The following is a 26658-nucleotide window of genomic DNA, read 5'->3' on the forward strand; positions in this document are numbered from 1 at the left end:
ACAGGCGTTAGCTGCCTCGCCGACAAATATGGCCCGGCCTCTCTCCGCTCTGACGTTGTCGCCCGGTCAGGACCGGCTTTCACTCTAAAACCAGGTTCGGTGGATCCCACGCCTGCGTACGCGACAGTGCGAGCTTCAGCTCCCGGCCTCCGGCTTCCTCCAGCAAGCCCGAGTCGCCAACAACCACCAGCAGGCTCCTTGCCCGGGACAGCCCGACGTAGAGTTGTTCGGCAGCCCGGTGCATGTCCTTGAAGCCGTTGACGCAGAGGACCACCACGGACCGTTCCAGCCCCTTAAAGCCCAGGACGTGGCCGTAGAATTCGGCTTCACCGGCGTGGAATTCGCGCCAGTAGTCTTCGGTGGCGCCGCGCTCGAAGAAGTCCAGGTGCACCGGATGCCGTTCCTTGGTGGTGAGGAGGGCGATCTGGTTGTTGGCCCAGCCCTCCGCGATGAGCGCGTCCACGCAGTCTCCGGCAACGTCGAGCGCCTCCCCGGTGGAACATTCGACCCGACGGACAGGCAGGCCTGTGCTGCCACGCGGAGTGAAGTAATCACCCGCGAACGGCTTGAAGGTTTCGGCTATTCTGCGCGTGTTCCGGAGGTTCTCATCTATGTGGATGGGAAGGAACGTAGCGGTGGGTCCGAAGGTGAGGTCCGCCGTCGAGCCTCCCCACCGGCTGTAGACGTCCTGGCGGTCGTCCATGAAAGCGTACACCTCGGCCGTATCGGGGTCTTTGGTGCAGGCGAGCAGTGCCTCCCACCACAGCGGGGCAAAGTCCTGGGCCTCGTCGACGATGACGGCGTCGAGCTTGTCCTCTGGCTTCATTCCAGCGGCCAACTCTTTGAGCAGACGGGGCATTTCGACGTCGAAGTAGTCCTGTCCGGACCCGTCCGGAACGCCCAGCCCGCGCACGTATTCGTGGAACTCGCCGGTGAACACGGGCTTGGCCTGGCGCCAGGTGGAAACACGATCCTGCAGGTACTGCCCGAGCCCCTTGTTGTAGCAGAAGAGGCCGACGCGTTTTCCCTGCCTGCTGAGCAGTCGGGCCTTCTCCACGGCCAGCCAAGTCTTCCCGCTGCCGGCACCACCGGTAAAGCGAATCCGTGGGAGGGACCGGGTTGCCCTTAGCAATACGGACTGACGCTCCGTGAGGTGGTCCTGGACGTCTTCATCTTCCTGGGGATTGCCGGAGGGCCCGACGGCGGTGTCCAGGCTTCCGCTCAGCTTGCGGACGATCCGCTCCAGGAAAGCCGGGGCCAGCGGTGATGCTCCGCCGCCTTCGTTTTCTATTGCACGGCGGACAAGATCAGCGGGGGATTGGCTTTCAGCCTGATCAAGGATCAGGGTGCGGGGGCACCCCGCCATGGTCCAGTCCCGCGGCACATCCGTGTATGGGAAGCTGACCATGTAGACGCAGCGGCTGCTCACGCGGGACCCGAGCTGGTCCTCGAGCCAGCTCTTCAGCGCATGTAGTGAGCTTTGCGACTGCGCCACCGGGCTCTGGATTTTATGCCCGCCGCTGCGGTCCGACTGGTACCACTGGCCGTTGGAGATGCTGATCTGGCCGCCTTTGACCTCGATGGAGGCCATACCCAAGCCGGGCCAGAGGACTAGCAGGTCGATCTCGTATTCGTTGCGTCCGTCACGGACCTGGACGGAATGGGCGAGCACACACTCGTCCGGGAGGCTTCTCTTCAGGGCGTCCCAGACGGCCTTTTCGGCCAGCTGTCCCTCACCGAATTCCGGTTCCTCCGGTATGCATCTCATGCGCTTCCCTCAGCAGCGCTTCGTAGCCGCTCGATGTCCTCGGGGTAGCTCGTTGAAAGCGATGGCCTTGTGCCGTGCGCACTTGGATGCTTGAGGAAGCAGATCAGCCTATCCCGGCCTCCAAGCGTCATCTGGACGAGGTTATGCTCCCGATATGGCGTGCCGACCTCGGTGTACTTCCCGAACATCGGGCGCTCCTGGAAGACGTCCGGATAGGCAAGCCTCAGTGTCTGCGCGGCTTTGCTGCCGACAACGACGATTAGCCCGGCCGGGGACGCGGCCAGAATGCGGTCCATGTGTTTGGAGGCGCAAAGTGGTGCTGCCTCGGAGACGCCTTCTTCGCCATTGGACTTGCAGTGGACCACTTCCGTCATGACTGCCTGTTCGTACCACGGGTTCACGGAACCCAGCAGAGCCACAGTTTGCTGCTCAACCCACCCCCAGTAGGGTTCGGGAGTTCCCCATGCAGGCCCATCGTTCGTATCCACTTTTCGATGCCGGCGATCCAGGACCCATCCGTGTTCCGGGTTGAATCGGTTGATCATGAAATCGGCAATGCCCGAATCGGGCCAGTCAACGGTGGGATACTTCTCGGCGATGCGCTTTGCACGCCACTTGGAAGCAGGGTTGCCAGCGCTGATGGCCGGATTCGACGACAAATAGACGATGCGGGCGGACGCCAAGTTTCCGGCCCAGGCTTCGGGCACCTGAAAAGGCCCGGCGAACGCATCCTGGGAATGCACTATCTTTCGGCATGGGTGACGGAGGCCCTCATCCGTCACCTTGTCCACACGTACGAGCTCACTGCAACGGGCTACGCTCAGTGCGAGTTCGTCGATGTAAAGGGGCATGATGACTCCGGTTTTCTTAGTTCGCGGTGCCGGCGAGCGCCGACGTGGCTATCTGCTTGCCGTGCATCCAAAGGACGATGTCCATAACTCTGAGGTCGGAAATTGATTCTTCGATTCCCGACATCGCTTTTATCCTTCGCAAGCGCTCGGACAACCCGGGGTCTTCCAAGAAAGCGCTATGCCAGGCTGTCCACTGGGTGTCGGAATCTTTGAGCCCCATCAAAGGGGCCACTGCGGAGTCATAAATCGGAATTAGCCGGGGACGTTTGCGGGCCAGGATCTTGCTGGCTTTAGTAGGCCCTACGCCCCAACGGCCAGTATCACTGCCGCGAATGACTCGCCACAGCTCCACTGCGGCGCTATTCTTGCCGTACATTTCCGCAAACTCAGCCGGGGAGACGTCGGCAAGATCTCGGTCGGCAGGGATCTTTCCTAGGAGACCAGAAATTTTCTCGTTATGGGTGTCCAAGATGCCAATAGCGGCTTCGCCCGGGATCTTTACCGAGAGGAAAGAAACGGCGATAAGGTCGTCGGCTGTAATGGTGTCGGCATTGTCATTTGTGTCCCCGCCTCCGGCCCATGAGTTGAAATAGCTGCCAGTGTAGGCCGGAAGGCCGTTTGTCAGTGTCCGGTAATAGGCGGCCAAGAGACTGGCCGCTTTTTCTTCATTGACTGCGGTGAGGATCTCAGGGAACGTCACATTGGTCCTATCTAGTTGAAATGGGGTGTCAGCTGGCATTTCGGAGCATCTGCACGGCGCCGCCAAGGACGTCTGCAGCGGTGACGCCGCCGTCCGGGTTGGTTCCGGTGGGGAAACTCCCGGTGTGCCATCGAAGCTCGTCAGCGTCACGGCAAGACCGGCCGCGTCTCAAACCCTCAAGGACAATGTGCCCGGCCTCATCCAGCTGGACAGCTTCCTTGTACCAGTTGGGGATCTCCACATCGGGCTTCGTCCAACCATCTGCCAGCAGATGCTCGGGATAAATCGGCCAATCGTCCGGTTGCAGGAATTCCTCGGCGACGATCTCGCACCAAGCTCCGTCGGGCCCTGGAGTGATCTGCGCGTACGGCTGAGGTCCTCCGTCCGTGCCGTCCCCGTACTGGATGCTGAGGAACGAATTCCACGGCATGGTTCCGAGCACTTCGCTGATGAGTTCTCCCGCTCGTGCCCAGGCGTAGTCTGCCGCTGCCTCGGTTCTCAGATGACCGACGATCCCGCGGAGCTCTTCTTCTTCCAATGGAAGGCAGGCGCCGATCACAGATTCCCAAGCTCCGAAGTGCCGACCGATGGCCACCGCCGATGGTCGGTCCCGGTTCATGGCTGCTTCGGCGATCATCCAGCTGTCATAACTGGCGACATCTTTGGGCGATCCGAAGGGAGTGCCTGTGGCGCCGTATGCCTCAGAAGCTTCTTGGTAGTCGGCCGCGGTAAATCCGCCGCGCACAGCAGGAGACTCCAAGCCCACCGATTCCAGCGCCTCGTACCAAGACCTTCCCTCGGTTCGATCACGGATCAAAGCGGCCGATGGCGGACGCAACGGGCACCGCTCAGCACCTGATCCCAGGATTATCGCTTCCCGAGCGTTTTCGTATTCGGAGAATGAGATGCCTTCCTCTTCGCCCGTACTAATCGACTCAGCTGTTGTTTCAATAAGGGCAATAACTTGAGCTACCTGCCGGAGCGCAAGCTGATCAACTAGGGTCATTCGAAAATCGTGGATAGCTGACAACGGAATCTTGCCCAGCGCCAGCTCGTAATCAGGCTCCAGCCCTCGGTGATACCCCGTCACGTACCGCAACCACATCATGTCGGTGACCATAAATGGTCTTCGACGACGATCGGGAAATACGAAAGGGTCGGGGTTCTTCAACAGCTCTGCAGCTACGTCGATGTCGATCGTGGCGCCGAGAGCGGCCAGAACTTTTGGAATGTCAGAGCCTTCAATTCCAGCATCTAAAAGCTGGACGATCCGGTGGCCATCTTTACGCAATCCATCTGCAGTTGCAGGGCACCGCTTGCGAAGAGCTTCGGATCGCTGATGCTCGCTCCGATCAGCTACCCGCGTGCTGAGAAGACGCAGCATGTCATAAGTTCGCATACCCGCCTCGGCTGCTATCCGCTGCAGCGGGTCACCTGCCTGGTAGGCCTTCACTGCCCGGCCAGCAAGCTGCTGCCGATTGAGCTGGCGTCCGCGAAACGCGGGCTGTTCTTCCCCCAAATGCAACTCTCCCCATCCTGAGCGCCTAGTGGCATCACCGGTGATGCCAAGTCATTCTTATCAGCACCCGCGGACTTTATTCGGTACCTCCTACGTGCGGTCGGCATTTGTGACCTGACATCGGCTAACGCCACGCATGAGCAAGTTCATGAAGAGGGGATTCGGCCGCGCCCCGGGGAGCACGCGCCGCAAATCCTCTAGCGCCTCGATCGGAGATACCCCGGCAACCGCCGCGCCATAAAGCGCGGCTACAGCTGGTGTCCGCGACTCAGCCCTGACACAGTGCAGCAGTACCGTCTTGCCTTCCGCCGGTAGCGTTCGACGGCGGCCGCGGCCTCCTGCAGCACGAAACCGGCATGAGCGTTGTCCTCCTCAAAAGGAGAATCAACCACCCAGAACGTGGCGTGGTCTTCCGGAGCAACCCCCGGCACATCCAGCGTGCTCAGCCGGCAGAGCGACACCACGGCATCGATCCCCAGCTCCTGCACACGGGCCAGGGAGCCGACCCCGCCCAGCCACACGCCGTCGTCGTGCGGGTGCTGGACGAACACGTCGGTGCGGCTCCACATGCGGTAGTCGTGGCGCTCGGCGCGCGGCCAGGACGTCGACCGGCGGCCCTCGCCTCGGCCAAGCTCCATGCCGAGAGTCATCAGGTCGCGGGCGCGCATCCCTGGCCAGCCGTGGAGTCGCTGCCGCCATTCGAAGGGCACCGCCGTGTAGCCGTACGCAGCACCAAGCAGACCGCCGGCTATGGCGGCAACTGTGTCGGTATCGCGCCCGCCGCGTACGGCCTCTTCAAGAGCGGCCCGCAAGTGCGCCGGAGCCGACGCCGACAAGCCCGCAAAGTGGATGGCGCTCCATGCCCCTTGGAAAGCCTCCACCACCCAGCCGTTGCGGGTGAAGTCCCGCGGACGGGACCGCTCCGCAACATCGATCCGTTCCAACCACGCGGCAGCGCGTTCGGCGGGCAGCAGCGGCAGCCCCACCCGGACATCGAGTTGGCCCGTCAGCACCGCGCTGCGGATGGCTACGCACCAGAGCCCGCACGCCTCCTGCGCATCAGGATCGGCATGGGTCAGCGCGCTCATCACCCCGGCGGCAGCCATCAGTTCGGCCGGCCCACGGTCCAGGTACGCCAGGGCAAGCGGGGCCGTGCGCATCAGCGAGCCGTTGCCGGCGCTGCGGCCGGTGCGGGCATGGAAGTCCGCAGCTGCGGTGGTGAAGTCGGCCGCGTGGACCTTGCTCCGCCCGGCGGCCGTAGCCAGCCGGCGGGCAGCGGCTATGACGGAACTGGTCTGCGCGCCGACGTCCTTCGCCTCCGACGCCCACGCAGTCCAGGCTCGGACCACCATGGTCAGCGCCGCGGGGGAGGAAGACCCGGCGCCGGAGGCGGACTCCAGCAGCGCCTGCGCGATGGGGATGGCCATGGACGTATCGTCCGTCCACTCGGCCGGTGCGAACCCGAACGGGCCGCCGTCCTTCATGGTCACTTCGGCGCCGTCCGGCAGCGGTGCGCCGAACTCGTAGCCGGCTCCGAGGGCGTCGCCGGCGGCCAGAGCGACAAGGACACCGGCCGCGCGGTCATTCTGCAGGGGGTTCAGTTCCATGCCATCTCCATCAGGGGGTGTTGGGTGTTCCAGCCGGTCAGGTGGGCCAGCTGGGGGCGGCGCTGGGGGAGCGCGACGGCGATGCCGGCGGCGGTGACCGCTCCGGCGGCCCGGGCAATATTGCGGCTCCGGAGGGAACCGTGGTCGCGGACCTCCACGGCTGCCTGGCCGCCGTCGAACGTTCCGAAGTCGATCGCCTGGACGTGCGCGGCGAAGTCGCGGGCGCGCTGGCCGGGCATCGGTCTGGATGCCAGCACCTGGGGTGAGAGGAGCTCAAGGTCCAGCAGCGCGGCCTCAACCAGCTGGCGGTAGTGGCGGAGGAACAGCGTGTTGGTGCCGAAGACCTCCAGAAGCAGCGGCTGCTGGCCGAGGCCGATTACCACCCCGCGCTGGCCTTCCAGGGGCTTCGGTGCGTCCGAGGCGTCGAAGCGGTTCCGTTCCGCCTTGTCGTCCTTGAACCAGTCCATGTGCTGGAGCAGGGAGCTGGTGGCGGAGGCGCCCCGGGCGTTGTCGAACCGGCTGACCCGCTCCCAGATGCGGTCCTGCCGGTTGCCGCCGCGCTCGCCGTGAAGGCCGTTGGCCAGCTCGGACGAGACGTTCAGCGGGGCGCGGCGGGCCTGCCGGCGGTGGCTGGTTTCGCCGGCTTCCCAGCGGCCGGCTTCGACGCAGAAGGTGTCGATGTCGAGGGTTTCGCCCGGGCCGAGGACGACGTCGCGGGCACAGGTCCGGTGCTGCTGTCCGCCTTCGAGCAACTCGCCTTCCAGCAGCAGCGCGGGGTGCGGGCCGTTGTTGGTGACGGTGAGTCGGGCGACCTGTGGGCCGCTGGCGAGTTCGGTGACCGCGACGTCGGCGTGGGTGCCGGTGCTGATGCCGAGACTGCCGGATCCCGGAGGTCCAGACGGGGAAGATGCTGACCGGACCGAGCCTGCTGCCGGCACCGACGTGGAGCTGTGGGACTTTCATGGTGACCTCCAGTTGATTTAATGCATTTCTGCGCTAATTAACCCCAGTATGCACCGGTTGCATCTTTAACGCAATACTGCGATAAATAATGGTGTGAAGGATTCCAAGAACAGCGCTTCCCCGTCCCTGCTCGACTACCCGCGGCCGTCGGTGGCGGTGGATACGGCGGTGCTGACCGTTGCGGAAGGGAGCGTGGGCGTGCTGCTGGTGCGCCGCGCGCAGGACCATCAGCACGGAAAGTGGGCGCTGCCGGGAACGTTCCTGCGCGAACGCGAGACCCTGGCGGATGCGGTGCTGCGCTGCCTGCGCGAGAAGGCGGGGATCTCCGGGCGTGTGCCGCGGCAGTTGCAGGTGTTCGATGAGCCGGGCCGCGACGACCGCGGATGGGTGCTGTCAGTGGCGCACGTGGACGTGGTGCCGCTGGCGGCTTTGGAGGAGGCGTTAAAGTCCGACGGCGTCAGGCTGGCTTCCCTAGCAGGGGAACCGAAGCTGATCGCCGGGCTGCCCTATGGGCACGCGGATATCGTGGCGAAGGCGGTGGAGTGGCTGCAGGCCGCTTATGCGGAAGCGCCGGATCCGGGGGCGCTGCTGGGTGAGCCGTTCACGTTGAAGGACCTGCGGGAGCTGCATGAGGCGGTGGCTGGGCAGACGCTGATGCGGGACACGTTCCGACGGTACATGGAGCCGAAGCTGGCCAGGACGGGGCAGATGTCCGACGGGACGCGGGGGAGGCCGTCGCGGTTGTGGGTACGGGAATGGGTAGCGACCGAACACAAGCTGCAGCTTCGCCCATAGCCTGACCCTTGTGTGCCAGGCCCGGTCGGCATGCACCTGGCACCCAGGCCAGTGGATGCCATCAGTGTCTGGAGAGCCTCCAACCCGCGGCTGCGGGCCGCGTTATGCTTGATGTCAGTGCTGAGCGATAAGTTGAAATTGGGAGATGGCTCTTCGGAGCGCGACCGCTAAGAGTCGAGAACTGCGTTCGCTCCCGTCGTTGTCAGTACACCCGTCGGAACTTGGAGTTATTGTGTCGTCTATTACAGACCAGCCCGTTGCAGTTGACGCTTTCAGCGGACCCGGGGGTTTGAGCTTGGGACTCTCAAACGCTGGCTTTCGCATGGGGGCAGCCTTTGACAAAGACTCGGCATCGGTCGAAACTTATCGCGCAAACCTGGGACAACACGGATTTGTAGGCGATGCCAACAAGGTCACAGGTCACGAACTTCTTGAGCGAGCCGGAATTGAGGAGCTAGATTTACTGGCGGGAGGTCCGCCTTGTCAAGGATTCAGCAAGCAGCGGCGTGGGGCGCACCTGGGGGATCCACGCAATGCGCTGGTGCTTGAACACCTGCGTCTAGTTCAGGAAACGCGGCCAAAAGCTTTCCTGATGGAGAACGTCGCAATGATGGCTCAGGTGAGGGGCGCCCACCTCGTCGACCAGTTTCAAAGTCTGGAAGATTACGCACTGACTGGACATTTCTACTTGGCAGCTGACTATGGTCTTGCCCAAACCCGCCAACGCTTCGTTCTGGTCGGCATACGCAAAGACCAGCCAGGTAGCTTCAGAGTTCCCAAGCCTCCTACGCCGCGGCCGGACTGGCGCACAGTAGGCGAGATTATCGGGGACCTGCCTGAACCACCCGCGGACGGTTCCGTCCACGAGTCAGTCACGAATCATCAGGCTTCAAAGCCGAGCGCAAAAAACTTGGAACGGTTTTCATATGTTCCTCAGGGCGGAGGGTGGAAAGACATACCTTTCGATTTGAGGTTGGCGTGCCATCAAAAAGTGGACTCGCAAAAAGGTGGGTGGCCCGATGTGTATGGGCGGCTCGAATGGGATGGGCAATGCCCCACTATCACTGGGGGCTTTGATAGCTTCACTCGGGGACGCTACGGTCACCCAGTACAGAACCGATCCTTAACGCCCCGGGAGGCAGCCCGACTGCAAGGATTCCCTGATTGGTACCAGTTTCTTGGAAGTCGTCATGAAGTGCGGCACCAGATAGGAAACGCTGTTCCGCCACCCCTGGCGCAACACATAGGCGCCGCCATCCTAGATGCCCTGACCGGCCAATCGTCGCCTTTAGAAGACGAGAACCTCAAGCAGCTCTCGCTCTTCTAGCTAAAGAAGGCGTTGCAGGTCAGATGTTAGGAGTTGGCCGACGTCGCCGACTACGGGGAAGTTGGTTGGAGCATTGTGAATGTATCGATTTGGTGGATCTAAGTAGTAGAGGCCGTCGAGTTGTGATACGTACTTCTGATAAAGAATGATGGTGTTAGGTACGAGAGTCTCTTGTACCCATGCATTTTGAATGGTCCGCAGGGTCGCTCCTCGTCCTTTTTGAAACATGACGTTGTTTTCGTTGGCAATAGCAAGGACCGTTCGGTACTTTTCACCGCTTACCGAACTTGAGGAACTCAAGATCAGTTGATGAACGTACGCCTGAGATATCCTTTCGCGTGTGGAAATCTTCGTCGGAACCACTAAGGTTTCCCGCTGGGCACGATCTGAGAACGAAAGATCCACTGTGATGCGTTCTACCTCATTCGTTCCAGCAATAGGGATTGTTATTGTCGACTCTTCGGTCCTGCCGCTTAGGAGGCTAAGGATCGGTCCGAGCGCCATTTCGAAGAATGTACCGGGGCCTCCGCGATTTCCCGGCTGAAATAAGTCTGTCATTACGGCGAAGCTCATCACGGCCGAATATATGAGGCGGTTTGCTTCTCGCGCCTCGTAATCCAGTAAGTGGTTTTTTCCCTTAGAGCCATCAATTGCTTCCTCAAATAACTTCCAACGCGCTGAAAAGTCATCAGGATCAGAAATGAACAAATCGTTGTTAAGGACGCGCGAAAAATCCACAGCGGTGGAAGATTTGAGCCGGGCAACACTGTATGACTTATTACCAGTACCGCGAAACGCTATGGGCTCCAGGGTTGCGATGCTGTGCAAAGATGAAAGGGACGCTTCAGTCACCTTTCTTATTATTCTAAGGGCTTCGGCGGGATGTTGACGGCGAGAACTCCTGAGGAGATTAAAGGCAATACTTACTTCAGCAATAGACACGCTGCCACAGTACGGGATCATGCATCCCGAAGTAGTCAATTTCTGTCGTGTCGCGATGCTCACCTGGCATGTTACTAATTCTTGCCATGGTAAGGCCAGCCGATGCGGCGCCGTGCTTGACGATAATCTGTACTTCCTGCCGCCTGGTTCACTCGGCGTATTCGTCTTTTGAAAAGCCACAGCGCGGTGTTGACTGCGCAAACCAGATCTGCATTAACTCAAGGGGTGCTTTGCATCTCGTCGGCGGTCGTACGTTTTTCAGTCAGCGTGGCGTTCGCACAGCTTCTGTCGTACTCCCACGGCTTCGGTTTCAACATTTTCATTTGCAGAACAGGCGCCGCTGACGGTCCGTGCTGTTCTTCCGCGACCCCGCTACCAGGGCTTGAGTGTGCTACGTGCCATGGATGACCACGGTTGTTGATCTGGACACCGGCCGGGTCCTTGGGATGTTGGACGGACACAGTGGGTGTCAAGAGCTGTCTCTCGCCCCTGCCGCGCAGGGGCGCCTGGACAGTGCCGGAACATCGTGCGTTGCGCAAGAGGTGAGACGTCATGGCTTGACTTCACTTGGAACGAGAAAGTTCCGTGTCTAATCGAAATTGTCCTACTTGGGTTGTATGAGCCGCGCGACCCGCCCATTAGCCGTTGCGCATGTGTCCAGTGTGCTTAGATGGGCAAAAGCGTGAATTGAGAGAGTGTAGGGCAATGGATGTCGACTGAACAGAAGCTCGGGGCCGATCCGGTTACGCTGAATGTCCGGCTCGGAGATGATGTGCAGCTCTATTGCCCGCTGTTCCAGAGGCCTTACGTATGGGGTAAAGCGCAGATCGATCGACTCTGGGACGACATCGACACCGTCCGGGACGAGACTTACCCTCGTCGCTTTCTTGGTGCCCTCGTGTTCAATGAGGACCTGCCCGCCACGGCCACGCAGGCTGGACGTTATTGGATTATTGATGGGCAGCAACGATTGACGACCATGGTTCTAACTCTCGTCGCGCTGGCCGCACATGCGCAGCATTTTGGGGATGCTGGTAAGGAAGTTGCGCAGGATGTCTTCGAGCAGTATTTGGTTAGTCGCAAGAAAAACAGCAAGAACCAGCCCAAGCTCTGCCCTACTCTGACCGACACACGTCAATTTCACGACATTATGCGCTCCGCCTTCGGGTATGAATTCGATCTGGAAATAGATATGTCCCGTGAGGCCGGTGACCCAGACGGCGATATGACTAAGGCGTATCAGATTATCCTTAAGCACATCGTTATTCGAACCTCCAAGCCCCAGGACGATGTGGAACTGAATGATGATGAAGCGGTGGCAAACATAGAGAACCTTCGCGACGTACTGCTAGAATGCCTCGAATTTGTCGAGATTCGACTAGGTTCAAGCCACGACCCCAACGAGGTGTTTGATCGTCTCAACAACGAGGGAGTAAAACTTGGCATCATCGACCTCGTCCGAAACGATGTACTTAAGCGGCTGGACAAGGACGGCAAGCAGGCCCTCAAGTTGTACCAAAACGAATGGAAGCCCTTTGAAGAGGCCTTTTCGGACAACGCCGCCAAGACCGGCTATTTCTTCCCATTTGCGTTGACGGTCGATTCAACCGTCACGAAAGCATCCACATTCACTGCCCTCTCCCGGCGATGGGCCGAGTTACTGCACGACAAGAACCTGGATGCGCGCGCTGAACTCTTGGAACTCATGAGTGACCTTCGCTCGCACCAGGCGTCGTTTAATGCCATCCACTCGGGTCGCCTGGACCAGGTTGAAACCGAACTTACGGAGTACGTCCGCCGTCTAGTCGACCTGAACAGACCGGGCTCGACATACCCTTACATAATGCAGCTCCTCACCAGCGCCAGCAGCGGCGAGTGCAGCACCACAGACGCGATCGAATGTCTTCGCATTATGGAATCCTTCCTGGTCCGTCGTGGGCTTCAGGGCATTGAGCCGACCGGGTTGCACGCCATCTTCAAGAAACTTTGGAAGGAAGCAGGCTCCGACCCGGCAACAGTTAGACGCAGGATTGTCTCGTCGACGGTCAGCTTTCCCAATGACTCGTCTGTCGCCCAGGCGATCGCCGTGGGAGACCTGTACCACCGAAAGATAAAGAATTACGTGATGCTGGAATATGAGCGTGATTTCACTAGCGGGGACGTTCTTGAAACCTTTCCTCCCGTTACGGTGGATCACCTAATGCCGCAGAACCACACGGATGAATGGAAGCAGGAGGTTTCGGCTGAGGACCACAAACGACTGCTCAATACGTGGGGCAACCTCGTGCCGCTGTCACCGGATGCCAACTCCACGAAGGGCTGTAAGTCTTGGGCTGAGGCCCGCAACCTCCTTCAGTCCGAGACGGTCTTCTCGACAACAAAGCAGGTCTATATGCACCATGGAACGTGGAACGCTGACACCATCGCGAGCCGATCCAAGAAGATTGAAACTTGGGCGCTCGAGCGCTGGCCGTATTTCGGGGAGCTTCTTGTAGAGGCGTGACGGGCGGGTAGAAGATTTTTTGGCGTTGCGGACCACGGCGTTGCGGACGTTCGCATCCACCCAGCCCTGGGTGATGCGGCGGTGCGACGAGGCGTAGCCGTCTCACCCGTCCATGGAGACCTTGTCGATCTATGGAGTTTGGGGTCTCGACATGCTCAACCACCAAGGGGCAGGCCTTACTACCGGGGGCAGGCTCAACGCCCGGCGGCTGCCCGGAACGCCAAGTACCGCGCATCCCCGCGACCCACCAGCAGTCCCAGTGCCTCCACCGCCTCAAAATCTGCGGCACCCATATCCGTGGACAGCCAACGGATCAGGAGCCCGGCGTCGCCGCTTGACCGCACGGCCGATCCGAGGGCCAGGTCCAGCTGGTCCCGGAGCAGCTGGACGGCCAGTGCGCCCGAGCGGCTGAGCAGGGGAGCCCGGTAGGCCTCCAGCGCGTCAGCCACTCGCCCCTCGCGCAGCAGCCGCAGCACCCTCCCCGAATCCGAACGTCCAGTCAGGCCTGTGACAAACCGGTAAGGGTTCGACTCCACGGCGTCGCCCAGCATCGACCGGACCCGGAACATCTCGGTGCGGATGGCCGCCGTGGTACCCGCATCACCGTACAGTTCGTAGGCCAGTTCCTCGGCGCTCCAGCCCTGGGTTCGGGAATCCAGCAGCGCGAGGATCTCCGCCCGGCGCAGCGTCAGCGGCACCCGGATGCCCTCCCGGAACACCGCTGCAGGTTTGTCGCCGAGCAGCTCCAGCGACTCCACTGCAGCAACCGGCCGGCGGGCAGCCTGCCGGGACGCACCCCGGGCAGGTGAGGCACCCAAGGAAGTCCCGCCGTCGGGCGTTCCCAACAGCGCTTCCGCCACCCGGACCGCGCACCGCACCATGCGCAGCGTGTCCGCGCTGAGGGTGTCCAGCGGTCCGGAGACGTCGAGCACACCCAGCAAAGCACCCGTCAAAGGGTCCGTGATGGTCGCCGCCGTGCAGGCCCATTCATGGTGGGTGCGGACCAGGTGCTCGGCGGAAAACAGCTGCACCGGCCGGCCGGTGAATAATGCTTCGCTGATGGCGTTGGTGCCGATCCCGGCCTCGGACCAGTCCGCCCCTTCGGAGAACTCCAGCCGGTCCGCCCGCCGCAGCACCTCCGGGCTGCCCACCCGCCACAGGATCTCGCCGCGGGCGTCGGTAAGCACCAGCAGGTGCCGTCCGGAACTGGAATCGTCGGCCAGCAGGTCGTTCAAGGCTGGCATGACCTGCTGAAGCCGGTGCTCCCGCCGCAGCTCCAGGACGTCGGCAACGTCGTGCAGGTGCCGCGGGCTGTGCTGGTCCGGGCTGATGCCCAGGGCCATGGAGCGGCGCCAGGAATCCGCCAGGTCGTTGGGGATCTCCGGGCGCGGGACGCCGGAGATGACCAGTTCGTGGGCGCGGCGCAGGGCGCGCGAGTACTTCGCCGGGTCCGAAAACCTCAGGCCGTAGTCCAAAACAGTGTCCTCCTCACCGGCGGCGTCCTTGCCGGCAGTGCCCGTGTAACGCGGTTGAAACCCCCACTGCGTTGCAATGGTGATGCAGCTCACGACCGTCCCAGCATATCGCAGGGGATTCCGGCGGGACGGGGCCGCCGGGACCACCAGACACACGGACCATACGACACAAAGGAGTGGACATGACCGAAACACCCACCGCAGCCGCGCAGGCCTGGCTGACGGAACTGGATACCGCCCTGCAGCGGCGCGACGTGGACGCCGCGCTGGAGCTTTTCGAGGACGACAGCTACTGGCGCGACTTCGTGGCGTTCACCTGGAACCTGAAAACGCTCGAAGGCAAGGCGGACATCCGGCAGATGCTCGACGCAACGCTGGACCACGTGCTGCCTTCTGGTTGGACGCTCTCCGAGGACGCCACGGGCGACGCCGGCACCACAGAAGCCTGGATCACGTTCGAAACCGCCGCCGCCCGCGGCTACGGCCACCTCCGGCTGCGGAACGGCAAATGCTGGACGCTGCTCACCACCATGCAGGAGCTGAAGGGCTTCGAGGAGAAGAAGGGGACCCGCCGCGAGAAGAGCGTGGCGCACGAGATCATCAAGGGCCGGCGCTCCTGGCTGGAACAGAAGGAGGAGAGCGAAGCGCGGCTCGGCTACGAGGAGCAGCCCTACACGGTCATCATCGGCGGCGGGCAGGGCGGCATCGGCCTGGCGGCCCGGCTGCGGCGCCTGGGCGTCCCCGCGCTCGTCATCGAGAAGAACGAGAAGCCGGGCGACTCCTGGCGGAACCGCTACAAGTCCCTGCACCTGCACGACCCCGTCTGGTACGACCACATGCCCTACCTGAAGTTCCCCGACGACTGGCCGGTCTTCGCCGCCAAGGACAAGATCGGTGACTGGCTGGAGCACTACACCCGGATCATGGAGCTGAACTACTGGGGCGGCACGGAGTGCGTGGGCGCCGAGTTCGACGACGGCACGCAGGAATGGGTGGTCAACGTCGTTCGCGATGGGGTGCCTGTGACGCTGCGGCCCAAGCAGCTGGTGTTCGCCCTGGGCGTCTCGGGCTACCCGAATATCCCCGCGTTCGACGGCGCGGGGTCCTTCCTAGGGGAGCAGCGCCATTCGTCGCAGCACCCGGGCGGCGGAGACTGGACCGGGAAGAAGGCCGTGGTGATCGGCTCCAACAACTCCGCGCACGATATCTGCGCGGACCTGTGGGAGCACGGCGCCGACGTCACCATGGTGCAGCGGTCCTCCACCCACATCGCCCGCAGCGAGTCGCTGATGGACCTGGCGTTGGGGGACCTGTACTCCGAGAAGGCTTTGGCGGCCGGGGTGACCACGGAGAAGGCCGACCTGTTGTTCGCGTCGCTGCCCATGCGGATCCTGCCCGAGGCGCAGGTGCCGGTGTACCAGGCGATGGCTGAACGGGATGCCGAGTTCTACTCCCAGCTGGAGGCCGCCGGGTTCGACCTGGACTTCGGCGTGGACGGGTCCGGCCTGTTCGTGAAGTACCTGCGGCGCGGCTCCGGCTACTACATCGACGTGGGCGCCTCCCAGCTGATCATTGACGGCCGCGTGCAGCTTCGCTCGGGGGAAGTTTCCAAGATCACCGGCAACGCGGTGGTGCTTGGTGATGGCACCGAGCTGGAGGCGGATCTGATTGTGTACGCCACCGGCTACGGCTCCATGAACGGCTGGCTGGCGGACCTGGTCTCTCCCGAAATCGCGGACAAAGTAGGAAAATGTTGGGGGTACGGCTCGGACACCCCGAAGGACCCGGGCCCCTGGGAAGGGGAGCTGCGCAACATGTGGAAGCCCACCAACGTGCCCAACCTCTGGATCCACGGCGGCAACCTGCACCAGAGCCGGCACTACTCCTCATACCTGGCCCTGCAGCTCAAGGCCCGGATGGAAGGCCTGGAAACGCCGGTGTACGAACTGCAGCCGACTCACCACACGCGGTGACGCCGGTGGTTGAGCCTGTCGAAACCCGGTGGTTGAGCTTGTCGAAACCCGTTCAATGAGGAGGAATCATGAAGGCAGCACGTTTCCATGGCAGGAAAGATATCCGCATCGAGGATGTGCCGGAGCCGGAGCTCCGCGCCGGGACCGTCAAGATCGACGTCGCCTGGTGCGGCATCTGCGGAACCGACCTGCACGAGTACCTCGAAGGCCCCATCTTCGTCCCCGCCCCGGGGCATGCCCACCCGCTCTCGGGGGAGGAAGCTCCGGTGACGTTGGGGCACGAGTTCTCCGGGACTGTCTCGGAAGTCGGCGACGGGGTGACGGGCCTCGCGAAGGGGGACAACGTCGTCGTCGAACCCTATTTTGTCTGCGACGAATGCGATTCCTGCCAGGCGGGCAATTACCACCTGTGCCGCAAGATGGGGTTCATCGGGCTCTCCGGCGGTGGGGGAGGCCTGAGCGAGAAGATCGTGGTGGACGCCCGGTGGGTGCATCCCATCGGGGACATCCCGCTGGATGAGGCGGCCCTGATCGAGCCGCTGTCCGTGGCGCACCATGCGGTTGCGCGCAGCGGCGTGAAGGCGGGCGACGTGGCACTGGTGGGCGGTTCGGGCCCGATCGGGCTGCTCACCGCCGCGGTCCTCAAGGGCATGGGCGTGACCACGATCGTCAGCGAACTGACCCTGGCCCGCAAGGAGAAGGCGGTTTCCAGCGGCGTGGCGGACCATGTGCTGGACCCCAGCAAGGAGGACGTCCCGGCGCGGGTGCTGGAACTCACCGGCGGTGCCGGGGCGGACGTCGCCTTCGAATGCGCGGGCGTGAACGCGGTGCTGGACACCATGCTCGACGCCGTCCGGCCCGCGGGTGTGGTGGTCAACGTGTCCATCTGGGGTGCGCCGGCCACGGTGGACATGCAGAAGCTGGTGCTCAAGGAGATCGACCTGCGCGGGACCATCGCCTACGTCCGGGACCACGCTGCTGCCATCAAACTGGTGCAAGAGGGCAAGGTGGATCTCAAGCCGTTCATCACCGGCCGGATAGCGCTGGAGGACCTGGTGGAGCAAGGCTTCGACACCCTGATCAACCACAAGGAGACGGCGGTGAAGGTGCTGGTGCATCCGTAGGGGCTGGAGCTTGTTCGAGCCCCTCGAAGATCATGGGCGCCGGGCTTCGGCCGGCTCAATTATCCAGGGCATGTAGGACCGGGACAGCTGTCTGCCTGTCTCCGGCGAATTCTCGGGCCTCGAACTCCTCTGCCGCATAGATAACCCCAGAATCGCGGTTACCCTGTAACGATGGCAGGCGGTTCCATCACCACTGAGATCCAGAGGAGGCATGTGTGGTTCGGGCGGAGAACGGGACGCTTGCGGGTGTTCTAGAAGGCAAGAAGCAGTATCAGATTCCGCTTTACCAACGCGTGTACTCGTGGGGAAAGAAGCAGCTCGACCAGCTGTGGTCGGACGTCGTCGAGCTGGAGCGCACTCTTGGTGAGGACCCAAAATCGACGCACTTCATCGGCTCCCTCGTACTGGCGAGCAGCCCGGACTTCGGCGCCATCGGCGTCAACAAGTTCCTCGTTGTGGACGGCCAGCAGCGCCTGACCACGCTTACTCTCCTTCTGGCTGCGCTCCGTGACCACTTGATCGAGACTGGGCATACCGAGCGGGCGAGTGGCATTGACGCCCAGTACTTGATCAATGTGTTCGACAGTGGCAAACCGCTTAAAGTCATGCCGACCCAGTCGGATCGGCTTGCCTACAAGGCGGTGCTGAATCGTGCGCCGCAGGCTGGCGGGGAGGATGCCATTGGCAACGCGTATCGGTTCTTCCGCTCGAAGATCGCTGCGGCTGGTGACCCGGACGATCCACATGACCTGGAGCTGCTCGAAGCCGCCATCGTACGCGGTCTTGCGCTCGTGGTTGTGACGGCGGAGCCCTCCGACAACGCACACCGCATCTTCGAGTCGCTGAACAACACCGGCCTTCGCCTGACACAGAGTGACCTGCTTAAGAACTACTTGTTCATGCGGCTCGGAGACCGGGCAGAGATGGTCTACGAAAACATTTGGCTTCCGCTAGAGAGGAAACTTGACTCTGAGAATCTCGAGCTGCTGTTCTGGCTCGACCTCGCTCAGCGCGACGAACGGGCGAAGCAGTCGGACACCTACGTTGGACAGCAACACCGGCTCGAGAAACTAAAGACCACCGACGAGGTCGAGGATGAGGTGTTCCGCATCGCCAACCTGGGCGACGTGCTCGCGACGATTCTCAAACCTGCGGAGGAGAAGCACCCTGAGATTCGCCGTCGCCTTACCAGAATCAGAGCTTGGGGCTCGACGACAGCATATCCGGTGGTGATGCAGATCCTTGCTCGACGTGCTTCCGGCACCGTTGCTGACGATGAAGTTGTGCGCGCGCTGACGTACCTGGAATCGTACTTCGTGCGACGCATCGTGATAGGGCGTGCCACAGCAAATTTGAACCGAACGCTTCTGCAGGCTGTGGGTGCGATCAGTGATGCGGAGCGCATCGACGTCGCGCTGCGCGACTACCTATCCCGCGGTCGCAAACACTTCGCGACGGACCTCCAGGTACGCGACGCTGTCAACACGATCGCGTTCTACTGGCAGGGCCGCGGACCGCAAAAAAAGCTGATCCTGCAGTGGCTAGAAGAGGCGTACCGCCCTAAGGAGATCGTCGACCTCGACCCACGGCATCTGACGATAGAGCATGTGTTGCCACAGACGATGACCGAGTCCGTACGCAAGACTTTCGCAACGGCTTTCAGCGCCGACGCGGACATCGACTACGAACACGAGCGGGTCGTGCATACGCTCGGCAACCTCACCCTGAGCGGGTACAACAGCGAGCTCAGCAATAAGCCGTTCGAAGAGAAGCGAGAGATGCTAGCTAAGAGCGGCGTATCGATGAACCAAGCAATCGCCGAGCACTCCACATGGGGCGTCGACGAGATCAATACCCGCAGCGCCGAATTAGCTGAAAAAATCATTGAACTGTGGCCGGGGCCAGACGAGGGCATCAGCGCTGACGGCGACGAGCCGTCAGCGCTGCGCAGCCAAGTTGCTGCCATCATCGCGGAGATTCCGGCCGGGCGCTGGACATCTTACGGCGACGTCGCGATCGTGGCCGGCACCTGGGCCCAGCCGCTGGCCACGATTATCGCGAACTACCCAGTGGCCAACGCCTGGCGGGTCTTGCAGAGTGGGGGGACGATCTCGCCCGGTTTCCGCTGGACCGAACCCGGCCGCAACGATGACCCACGCCTGGTCCTTGAGGCGGAGGGCCTCCGATTTGATGCACAGGACCATGCGGATCCTGAGCAGTTCATGCGTGCAGAAGAACTCGCGGAGGCCGCCGGCCTGGACGTAGACGAGGACGCGATCTCCGCACGCCGCAAGAAGGTCAAACCCCAAGCCAAAGCCGGCAGCCGGACATCTCTGAAGGACGCTCAGCTTGAATTCTTCGAGAGGGTCAGGGACCACGGCACTGCAAACGCGACCAACATTGAAACTTGGCGCAAGCCCTTTCCACAACACTGGTATGACGTCAGCATAGGAGACTCACGTGGCTTGATCTCCCTTCAGGCCAACTCCCAGAAGAAGACGGTCACCGCACTCTTCTGGATCAACCACGACAAAGAGCTTTATGCGAAGTTGTTGGCCGAGCGCGACGCCATCGAGGCAGACCTCGGTTTGGTCCTCGAGTGGGATGACAAGCCCGACCGCAAGGCATCCAAACTCGTTATCAGTCGTCCCGGTGATTTCCTAGACGAGGCTCAGTCGCAAGAACTCGTCGAGTGGCTCGTGACTACGGGCGACAGGCTCGCGGGGGTCTTGTCGAAGTACCTTCGACGGTTGCGATCCCAAGAGAACATCCACTTGGGGTCGCCGATTGCTTAAAGCTCCCCGGGCTGCGATGTGCCCCGCCACGAACTCCGCATCCTCGCCCACCACGGACAGCGTGGCGGACAGGTGCTTCGTGACAGGGGAGGCCCGCGGCGTAGAGACCCGGGACCTCGGTGACGCCGCGGCTGTGCCGCGGGTAGTTCCACTCCACTCGTCGAGCACCGGCACGTCGAGGAAGCTAGGCGTCGGCCGTCCGCCCCAGCCGCGCGCCGAATCCCGCCTCCACCAGCGCGAGGCGTGCGGGGAGATCATCGCTGAAGACGAGGCCGCCGTCGCCCGCTCCCGCCGCGGGGGCTCGGCACAGGAGGCGAGGACGCCCCGGTGACGGACTACATCAAATCCGTCACCGACCGCGTCCGCAAGACGCAGGCCAACTACGGCGCCAACGACGCGAGGCGGGCCCTCCATGAAACATACGGGGAGAGTAAAGACAGGCTCTCACGGGCCGAAAACTACTTGAAGGGCGCGGTAGACGATATCAAGCGACACCCCCGAATCGGAGCCGAGTCTCACAAGGCTCTCGTCAGCCACTTCCGTAATGCCGACCTCAAGGCTGCCTTCTTTTGCCTTGCCTTCGGCCTGCCCTATCCCGGAGACAAACCGCTAAGCAGTGCCCGCAAACCTCCCCCTACAGCAGCCGACTTCTACTGACCCGTTGGGTGCGAAGCGCCGCGGCGCCGTCGCATCGTTCTCCAGGGCGGCCATGTTGACGCCTGCACGGCGGGTGCGGACCACCTAACCGCTTAGGCTCGGCTTGAGGGATAATCAACTCCACAGGGTGTCCGTCCGGAACTAAGTCCCAAGACTCCTCACACGAAAGCGTTACGAGGGCGGAGAGCCGGTACATATGTGCCGGCTCTTGGCCGCCAAACTGAGGCAGTCCGGACGGTGTCCCTGGCCGCAGGCGCTGACGCCGGTTAGTTAGCACATCTGTCCCTCGTGGAGGTAAAGAAATACAAAGGGACCGCCGACCGTCACGATCTGCTGAAACGGCGATGGCTCAGCTACGAGATGGACCCTCAGTTGCAGTTCGATTTTCCCGCTATGTCTGATGTCTCTTTACCGTCGAGCCCGGCCATGATCAGGGCATTGCGCCCCGCCGATCACGAGCGAACCACAGGTAATGCGGCCGACTATAAGCTGGCGGTCGACAGCTTTTCGCAGACCCTGGCAGCGGCGGAATTGGCGGCCGGCGTTCCCTAGAAAGCGCCGCCCGATATGTGGTCGCCTGGCGTGGCTCCGCCAGGGCCTACACTCAGATTCGTGACTACCTACGAACCTGCCCAACTCGCTCGAGAACTCGGGTATACCAACGAGCAACGACCGGGGAAGGTCGTCCGGGATTATCTACGCAGGAAATACCCGGACCACACCAAGTACCAGCGGTGGGTGCTCGATGAAGTCCAGGCCGCCGACGTTCGCCTCAACGTCCCTCGTAATCGCTGAATCTCCACCCCTGATGGTTGATTCCGGCAGGCTTAGTCCATCTCGTCTGGGCTGCCGGAAGGGACGACTGGTTCGAGGCCGTTGTCCGTCAGATACTTCAGCGCGCGCTCGATGGCTTCGATCTTCCGTTTCAATTCCTTAAGCGCCGTGGCCGATTCATCGGAGAACTCGTCGAGCCGCTCGTGCTCACGCCGCACCTCCATTTCGATCTCAACGAGGACGCTCCACAGGGCCGGATCCGGTTCGAGGCGTTGCTTTTGCCGCAGAATTGCCGCGGCCAGCCGGCGTTCAACAACCGCTTCGAGGGTTTCCGCGGTGGTTCCAGGACTGGCAAGACTGAACGCGATGCCACCGCCCCCTGCAGTGACGAGTGTGCCCGCCGTTATCAGGCCCCCGATCATACCGCCTGGCCCAAAGGCCGCCAGTGCGCTGGTGATCACTGCGGCTCCGGCAAGACCGGCACCAGCAGCAAGTGCCAAACCGCCGGTCGCAACGACGATCGCGGCGGCGCCGGCACCCAATGCACCCCACTTGATCCAGTTCACTCCGGGGCCACCGCTCAGTGCCTCCTGCGCATGTTTGGCGGCCATGAATACATCGGCGCCATACTGGCTTCCCAATCCCATCTCGGCGGTGAGGTCTTTCATTGCCTCTTGCCATTTGTCTTTCGAGATCGAGATCTCGAAAGGTCGAATGACGTTCTCTGCCGCGAGGACCGTTAGCAGTACAACGGCGTCGTCCTTCGCCATATGGCTGCTCGGGAGTGGCTCGGGCACAGTTGCGTGTGGATCGGCGAGGTCGAATTCGAGGCGTGCAATCGCTGACGGCATCCGTATGTCCTCAGCGGCATTCCGTGTTCTGATGTCGTCGACAACGGCCGCTTGCACTTGTCGAAGCGCCCCGGCGAAACGGTCCTGCTGGTCGCCTTCCAGTCTCATTTTCATGAGGTACGCGTACCTCAGTGCCGTAAGGGCGAGTCGCTCCGGGAAATCCAATTCGATGTCGAAACCCTTGTCAATGCCCGCGAGTTCCTTCGATTTGGACCCGAACAGCGCGAAGCCGATGGCCGCAGCCACGCTCCCATCGTTGAGATACTCAACCGCATCGTGGACGCGGGGGCTTAGTTTCGTCTGAATACGAAAATCGATCATCCAAGGGAAGACAGAGGAGACGCCACGGTGGGCCGCCACAGGGTCGTGGACGTTCCAAAAGTTTACCCACCAGGCCAGGTTGGTCGGCGGCTCCTTCAGCGACTCCCGCAGTCTTTCGACGTCGAAGTTTCCGTTCGCCAGGGGGCTTCCGATGGTCACCATGCCGGCCACGTCGAGGCCAACCGGCAACCGACGCACTAGGTCAGCGGCGATCACGGAGCCGAGGCTATGGCCGACGATCACGAGCCGCCCAGACTCGGGGAGCGCCTTCAGGATGCGGTTCAGGACTTGGGCGCGAATTTGAGTTTTGTTCATGTAGTTGCTTACCTGGCCGAATGGCGGCAGCCCGACGGCAAGATTGACGACGGCGGCACCACCCACCCAGCCGTCACCCCGATCATGACGTCCCAGTCTGAACTCGACGGCACCGATTTGGCGCTCGAAGTCCCGGCGGTTCTCCTTGGCGGCCTCGCGGGGAGGTTGTTTGATCGTCAATCCCGGCAATGGTTCGTTGTCGTCCGAACCCCTTAGTGCGTGCGCGTACTTGGGCGCGATAACTTGCACGGTGTCCAGAACAGGGTAGCCAAGGCGACCCAGGCTCTCTGCTAGCGCGGCGCTCCAGTTGCCATCGTGGTCGCCGTCTCCAACTCCGTGCAGGAACAGCAAGATCGGTTCGTTCGACAAGAAGGCTCCATTCGACGTCGCCCTCTTGGGCGTCCAGGGCTGGATGCCCAAGGGTTCTTGGTAAGAATAGCGACTAACTCGCGAATTCTTGCCGCTGCCGTCCACGGTGTCTCCGAGTTGTAAAAGGTTGTCATTTCGGGTGACGAAATGCCGCCGTCAGCTTGGTGGGAGCTCGACCGCGTTGCAGGTGGGGGAGTCCACCGGGACGCTGATGCGCAGGGAGGCCGGGCTCTTTGATTCGATGGTCAGCGTGGCACCGGCGGCGTCCGTGCTGCGGGCAACCACCCAGCCCCCGGGAACGGCGTCCGTTCCATCGAAGGCGGGGAATCCGTACTGCTTTAGAACGGGATCACCAGCGGCAAAAATGTCAGCGAACCGGTTGGAGGGCTCCACCACGTCGGCGCTGCTCTTCATGGTCTGCGGGTAGAGCATGCATCTGCCGTCCTTCAGCCTGGCCAGGGTGGCTGGCTTGTCCACGGTCCAGCTGATGTCCGGCATCTTCGCTTCCAGTGCAGCAATGAGCTCTGCACGCAGGGCATCGTATTTGGGGAAGCTTTCCGCCAGTGGAGCGGGCGCCTCGGTGACCGGCGGGGCGCTGCTTCTCACCACTGTGGGCTCCGCCGGTGCCGTGCAGCCGGCCATGAGGGTTGCCCCGAGGAGCATAAGAGCTGCCACGACGCGGGGCGACGGTGGCGGTTTCATTCGGCCGTTCATTTTCCCCCAGTTCTGATGACGGGCGTCGGTGACCGGCCCACAAGGAATGCTGTCACACCTGCGCCGCGTCTGGCCATGGGCACAACAACCCCTCCGGCAGCTTGGTTGTCCTTGCTCTACGCAGCCACGGCCGGGCCGCCCCCGGATGGCTTGTGGGCCGGCGCGGGCTGCGCAAACGTGCGGGCGGCCCGTGAGCCCGCGATGGTGCTCGCCCCGATGCTGATGAGGGCCCCGAGGATAATGGCCGCGGCTTCTCCCGGTTCCAGCAACTGCAATTGGGAGCCGATAGTGGCGGCGGCAACCGGCACGCCCAGCTGGGATGCTGCCAGCACCGCGAGCGGCAGAGGCTGGCCGAGCAGCCGCAGGCTTCCATGGACAAGCAGCGTTCCAAACCCCAGGCAAATCCCGAGGAGAATCATGCTGGGGCTTCCCGCGAGGGTGCGCAGATCGAGGGATGCGCCCAGCCAGACGAAGAACACCGGCCCTAGGAAGCCATCGCTGACGGCGAAGAGTTGATGAGCCAGCCGCCGGGGTTCTCCCACCGCTGCGACCACCAGGCCGAAGGAGAACCCGGCCAGCATGATGGACACGTGGCCCGCGACGGCCAGCCCGGAGAGCGCGAAGAGCAAGGCAAGCTGGATCCTGAGTTCCAGGGCGAACTTCCGGTCCTCGGACACGTCATGCATCCGTCCGCGCGTGCCGCTGCGCTCCAGCCAGCGAAGGACAAAGAACAGGACCGCAGCGCACACCGCGACCACGGCAGCCCCGACGGCTGCCCTCGGCGCATTGGGCGGGTCCACAGCAAGCGGAAGCGCCACAATGCAGGCGATGTCGGCTACCGCCACTTGCGCCGTCGTCGTCAGGACCTTTGGTCCCGTCAGCCGCAGCGAATCGATGATCGGCAGGACCAAGGCTGCCGATGAGGAAGCGAGCAGAACGATGTAAAGGGGAGCATGTCCGGTGCCAAAGGCAAAGGCAATGACGACTCCGACGGCGGCCGCGAGCACTGCGGCGATGCCGGCACGCAGGGCGCCACCACCCAGTGCGGGGCGGATGGCCTGGTCCCGCACGGGGACATGCGTCCCGGCGACGAACATAACGAGGGCGAACCCGACGTCGGCCACAAAGGTGAACGTGGGATCCGAGGAGTCCACCAGTCCCAGACCCGTGCGCCCGATGGCGATACCAGCCAGCAACTGCCCCAGCACCACGGGAACGTGCCATTTCTGGGACAGCGCCAGCAGCGGACCGAGGAGCGCCACCGCGGCGATCAGCGAAAGCTGAAAGAACGACACGTCCCTCCTTCTACCGGCGTTGCGGTTCGTTTGCGCTGGTTAGCGGGGCGCGTCAGCCAGTTTGAGCGGAATATCGGTGTTTTCGTCCGTGTAGTAGCTTGCGCACACCCGGTGGTAGCCATCGGCCACCTGGGCGGGAATCCCCCTGGCCAAGTCACCTCTGACCATCAGGATAGGCGAGAGCTTCTTGCCTTCCCTGATCTTCTTCAGGTCCGATGCCACGTGGGCGTTGTCCTCAGGGAGCAGCACCAGCCCCGCGGCCCGCAGAATGTCCTTTGCCTTGCGATGCCGGATGGGGGCGACCGTGAGAGACGCAACAATGGTGGCAACGACGTCGTCGGATTCAAGTAGGGACAGATAGTCCGCCGCGCCCGGATAATCCTGCTCCTCCGGCTGCGGCAACCAACGGACCTCGGCCTTCTTTTCGTCAGGCATGTGTCGTATTCCTTGGCCAGCGGTAGCGGGCCGCAAACGTGGGCGGCGCCGGCCGGGGGATCGTGGAGAGGTCCGCACCAGGGCGCCGTCGCCGTAATTCAAGGGCGAGAGCTTCCTGACCGCGGGCCATCGCCCAAACGTGGTTCGCGGAAAAGGCGGGCTTGAGCAGCCAGCTCAGCCGCCGGATCAGCGGCTTCGACGGGCTGACCTGCCAGTGGTACGTGATCACGGTCTCCGGCCCGTCCTGTTCGAACGTCCAGCGCCCGGTACCGTTCAAGTCACCCTGCGCTGAGATTGCGAAGCCTTGCTCCGTAACGGGCTCGGTGACCGTGAGCCTCCAGCGCAGGGTGTACGGCAGCCAACCCTTGGTATGTAGGGAGAATGCCTTTCCCGTGCCGTCCGGATACCCCGGATCCACTGGTACGACGCTCAAATACACCGAGGGCCACCAACGGGCCAACCTCCCGGCATCGCCCAAAACATCCACGACTTCACGAGCGGTCCCCGCAACGCGCCAGACGGTCAAGAATTCGTAGTCAGTGCTGCTCTTGGAATTGCCGCCCATTGCTGCCTTTCCACGGCGCG

General features: G+C 62.4%; 23 protein-coding genes. 10 read left to right on the plus strand and 13 right to left on the minus strand.

Annotated features, from left to right (window positions below; genetic code table 11):
* Window positions 1-79: 79 nt before the first annotated feature.
* The 6 genes from ACZY1F_RS05170 to ACZY1F_RS05195 all read right to left on the minus strand — a co-directional run bounded on the left by ACZY1F_RS05170 (window position 80) and on the right by ACZY1F_RS05195 (window position 7383).
* Window positions 80-1768 (minus strand): nuclease-related domain-containing DEAD/DEAH box helicase, encoded by a 1689-nt coding sequence (locus ACZY1F_RS05170; RefSeq protein ID WP_463940622.1) that lies wholly within the window; start codon window positions 1766-1768, stop codon window positions 80-82.
* Window positions 1765-2619, minus strand: coding sequence for a hypothetical protein (locus ACZY1F_RS05175; protein WP_463940623.1), 855 nt, complete (start codon window positions 2617-2619; stop codon window positions 1765-1767). The genes ACZY1F_RS05170 and ACZY1F_RS05175 overlap by 4 nt, the downstream gene beginning before the upstream one ends.
* 16 nt (window positions 2620-2635) lie before the next feature.
* Window positions 2636-3319, minus strand: coding sequence for a DUF6308 family protein (locus ACZY1F_RS05180; protein WP_463940624.1), 684 nt, complete (start codon window positions 3317-3319; stop codon window positions 2636-2638).
* Window positions 3320-3347: 28 nt separating this feature from the next.
* Window positions 3348-4838: a TY-Chap domain-containing protein gene (locus tag ACZY1F_RS05185; protein WP_463940625.1), complete on the minus strand. Its 1491-nt coding sequence runs from the start codon at window positions 4836-4838 to the stop codon at window positions 3348-3350.
* Window positions 4839-5086: 248 nt separating this feature from the next.
* A complete protein-coding gene (locus ACZY1F_RS05190) occupies window positions 5087-6445 on the minus strand; it encodes an ADP-ribosylglycohydrolase family protein (protein ID WP_463940626.1) in 1359 nt (452 codons plus the stop codon).
* Window positions 6436-7383, minus strand: coding sequence for an ARPP-1 family domain-containing protein (locus ACZY1F_RS05195; RefSeq protein ID WP_463940627.1), 948 nt, complete (start codon window positions 7381-7383; stop codon window positions 6436-6438). The genes ACZY1F_RS05190 and ACZY1F_RS05195 overlap by 10 nt, the downstream gene beginning before the upstream one ends.
* A gap of 118 nt (window positions 7384-7501) precedes the next feature.
* Here ACZY1F_RS05195 and ACZY1F_RS05200 point away from each other — a divergent pair, with 118 nt between their 5' ends.
* Together ACZY1F_RS05200 and ACZY1F_RS05205 are read left to right on the plus strand one after the other, a co-directional pair.
* A complete protein-coding gene (locus ACZY1F_RS05200) occupies window positions 7502-8203 on the plus strand; it encodes an NUDIX hydrolase (protein ID WP_463940628.1) in 702 nt (233 codons plus the stop codon).
* A 145-nt stretch (window positions 8204-8348) separates the two neighbouring features.
* A complete protein-coding gene (locus ACZY1F_RS05205) occupies window positions 8349-9530 on the plus strand; it encodes a DNA cytosine methyltransferase (RefSeq protein WP_463940629.1) in 1182 nt (393 codons plus the stop codon).
* Here the strand turns inward: ACZY1F_RS05205 and ACZY1F_RS05210 are convergent, their stop codons facing one another.
* Complete coding sequence (locus tag ACZY1F_RS05210; RefSeq protein WP_463940630.1) at window positions 9531-10472, minus strand: hypothetical protein; 942 nt, start codon at window positions 10470-10472, stop codon at window positions 9531-9533.
* A 709-nt stretch (window positions 10473-11181) separates the two neighbouring features.
* On the opposite strand from ACZY1F_RS05210, the gene ACZY1F_RS05215 reads away from it, so the two are divergent.
* Window positions 11182-12975 (plus strand): DUF262 domain-containing protein, encoded by a 1794-nt coding sequence (locus tag ACZY1F_RS05215; RefSeq protein WP_463940632.1) that lies wholly within the window; start codon window positions 11182-11184, stop codon window positions 12973-12975.
* Window positions 12976-13169: 194 nt separating this feature from the next.
* Here the strand turns inward: ACZY1F_RS05215 and ACZY1F_RS05220 are convergent, their stop codons facing one another.
* Window positions 13170-14543, minus strand: a complete 1374-nt coding sequence (locus ACZY1F_RS05220; protein WP_463940633.1) for a GAF domain-containing protein — start codon at window positions 14541-14543, stop codon at window positions 13170-13172.
* An 89-nt stretch (window positions 14544-14632) separates the two neighbouring features.
* Here ACZY1F_RS05220 and ACZY1F_RS05225 point away from each other — a divergent pair, with 89 nt between their 5' ends.
* The 7 genes from ACZY1F_RS05225 (at window position 14633) to ACZY1F_RS05255 (ending at window position 21794) form a co-directional block, all read left to right on the plus strand.
* Entirely contained in the window at window positions 14633-16423 is a 1791-nt protein-coding gene (locus ACZY1F_RS05225) for an NAD(P)-binding domain-containing protein (RefSeq protein WP_463940635.1), read from the plus strand.
* 68 nt (window positions 16424-16491) lie between these two features.
* Window positions 16492-17547 carry a 2,3-butanediol dehydrogenase gene (locus ACZY1F_RS05230; protein ID WP_463940637.1) on the plus strand — a complete coding sequence of 352 codons (1056 nt, stop codon included), beginning with the start codon at window positions 16492-16494 and terminating at the stop codon, window positions 17545-17547.
* A 215-nt stretch (window positions 17548-17762) separates the two neighbouring features.
* The gene (locus ACZY1F_RS05235) at window positions 17763-20342 is read left to right on the plus strand and encodes a DUF4268 domain-containing protein (RefSeq protein ID WP_463940638.1); all 2580 of its coding nucleotides are present in this window, start codon (window positions 17763-17765) and stop codon (window positions 20340-20342) included.
* The gene (locus ACZY1F_RS05240; RefSeq protein ID WP_463940639.1) at window positions 20335-20673 is read left to right on the plus strand and encodes a hypothetical protein; all 339 of its coding nucleotides are present in this window, start codon (window positions 20335-20337) and stop codon (window positions 20671-20673) included. Before ACZY1F_RS05235 ends, ACZY1F_RS05240 begins: the two co-directional genes overlap by 8 nt.
* The gene (locus ACZY1F_RS05245; protein ID WP_463940640.1) at window positions 20670-20999 is read left to right on the plus strand and encodes a hypothetical protein; all 330 of its coding nucleotides are present in this window, start codon (window positions 20670-20672) and stop codon (window positions 20997-20999) included. The genes ACZY1F_RS05240 and ACZY1F_RS05245 overlap by 4 nt, the downstream gene beginning before the upstream one ends.
* 288 nt (window positions 21000-21287) lie before the next feature.
* Window positions 21288-21551 carry a hypothetical protein gene (locus ACZY1F_RS05250; protein ID WP_463940641.1) on the plus strand — a complete coding sequence of 88 codons (264 nt, stop codon included), beginning with the start codon at window positions 21288-21290 and terminating at the stop codon, window positions 21549-21551.
* A 60-nt stretch (window positions 21552-21611) separates the two neighbouring features.
* Window positions 21612-21794, plus strand: a complete 183-nt coding sequence (locus ACZY1F_RS05255; RefSeq protein WP_463940642.1) for a hypothetical protein — start codon at window positions 21612-21614, stop codon at window positions 21792-21794.
* Between the two features lie 32 nt (window positions 21795-21826).
* On the opposite strand, the gene ACZY1F_RS05260 is transcribed toward ACZY1F_RS05255, so the two are convergent.
* The 5 genes from ACZY1F_RS05260 to ACZY1F_RS05280 form a co-directional block, all read right to left on the minus strand.
* The gene (locus tag ACZY1F_RS05260) at window positions 21827-23629 is read right to left on the minus strand and encodes an alpha/beta hydrolase family protein (RefSeq protein ID WP_463940643.1); all 1803 of its coding nucleotides are present in this window, start codon (window positions 23627-23629) and stop codon (window positions 21827-21829) included.
* A gap of 156 nt (window positions 23630-23785) precedes the next feature.
* A complete protein-coding gene (locus ACZY1F_RS05265; RefSeq protein ID WP_463940644.1) occupies window positions 23786-24331 on the minus strand; it encodes a hypothetical protein in 546 nt (181 codons plus the stop codon).
* Window positions 24332-24459: 128 nt separating this feature from the next.
* The gene (locus tag ACZY1F_RS05270) at window positions 24460-25638 is read right to left on the minus strand and encodes a cation:proton antiporter (RefSeq protein ID WP_463940645.1); all 1179 of its coding nucleotides are present in this window, start codon (window positions 25636-25638) and stop codon (window positions 24460-24462) included.
* Between the two features lie 39 nt (window positions 25639-25677).
* Window positions 25678-26073: a hypothetical protein gene (locus ACZY1F_RS05275; protein WP_463940646.1), complete on the minus strand. Its 396-nt coding sequence runs from the start codon at window positions 26071-26073 to the stop codon at window positions 25678-25680.
* Complete coding sequence (locus ACZY1F_RS05280) at window positions 26066-26638, minus strand: SRPBCC family protein (RefSeq protein WP_463940647.1); 573 nt, start codon at window positions 26636-26638, stop codon at window positions 26066-26068. Before ACZY1F_RS05280 ends, ACZY1F_RS05275 begins: the two co-directional genes overlap by 8 nt.
* Window positions 26639-26658: the final 20 nt, after the last annotated feature.

Source organism: Pseudarthrobacter xylosi (genome assembly GCF_055412765.1).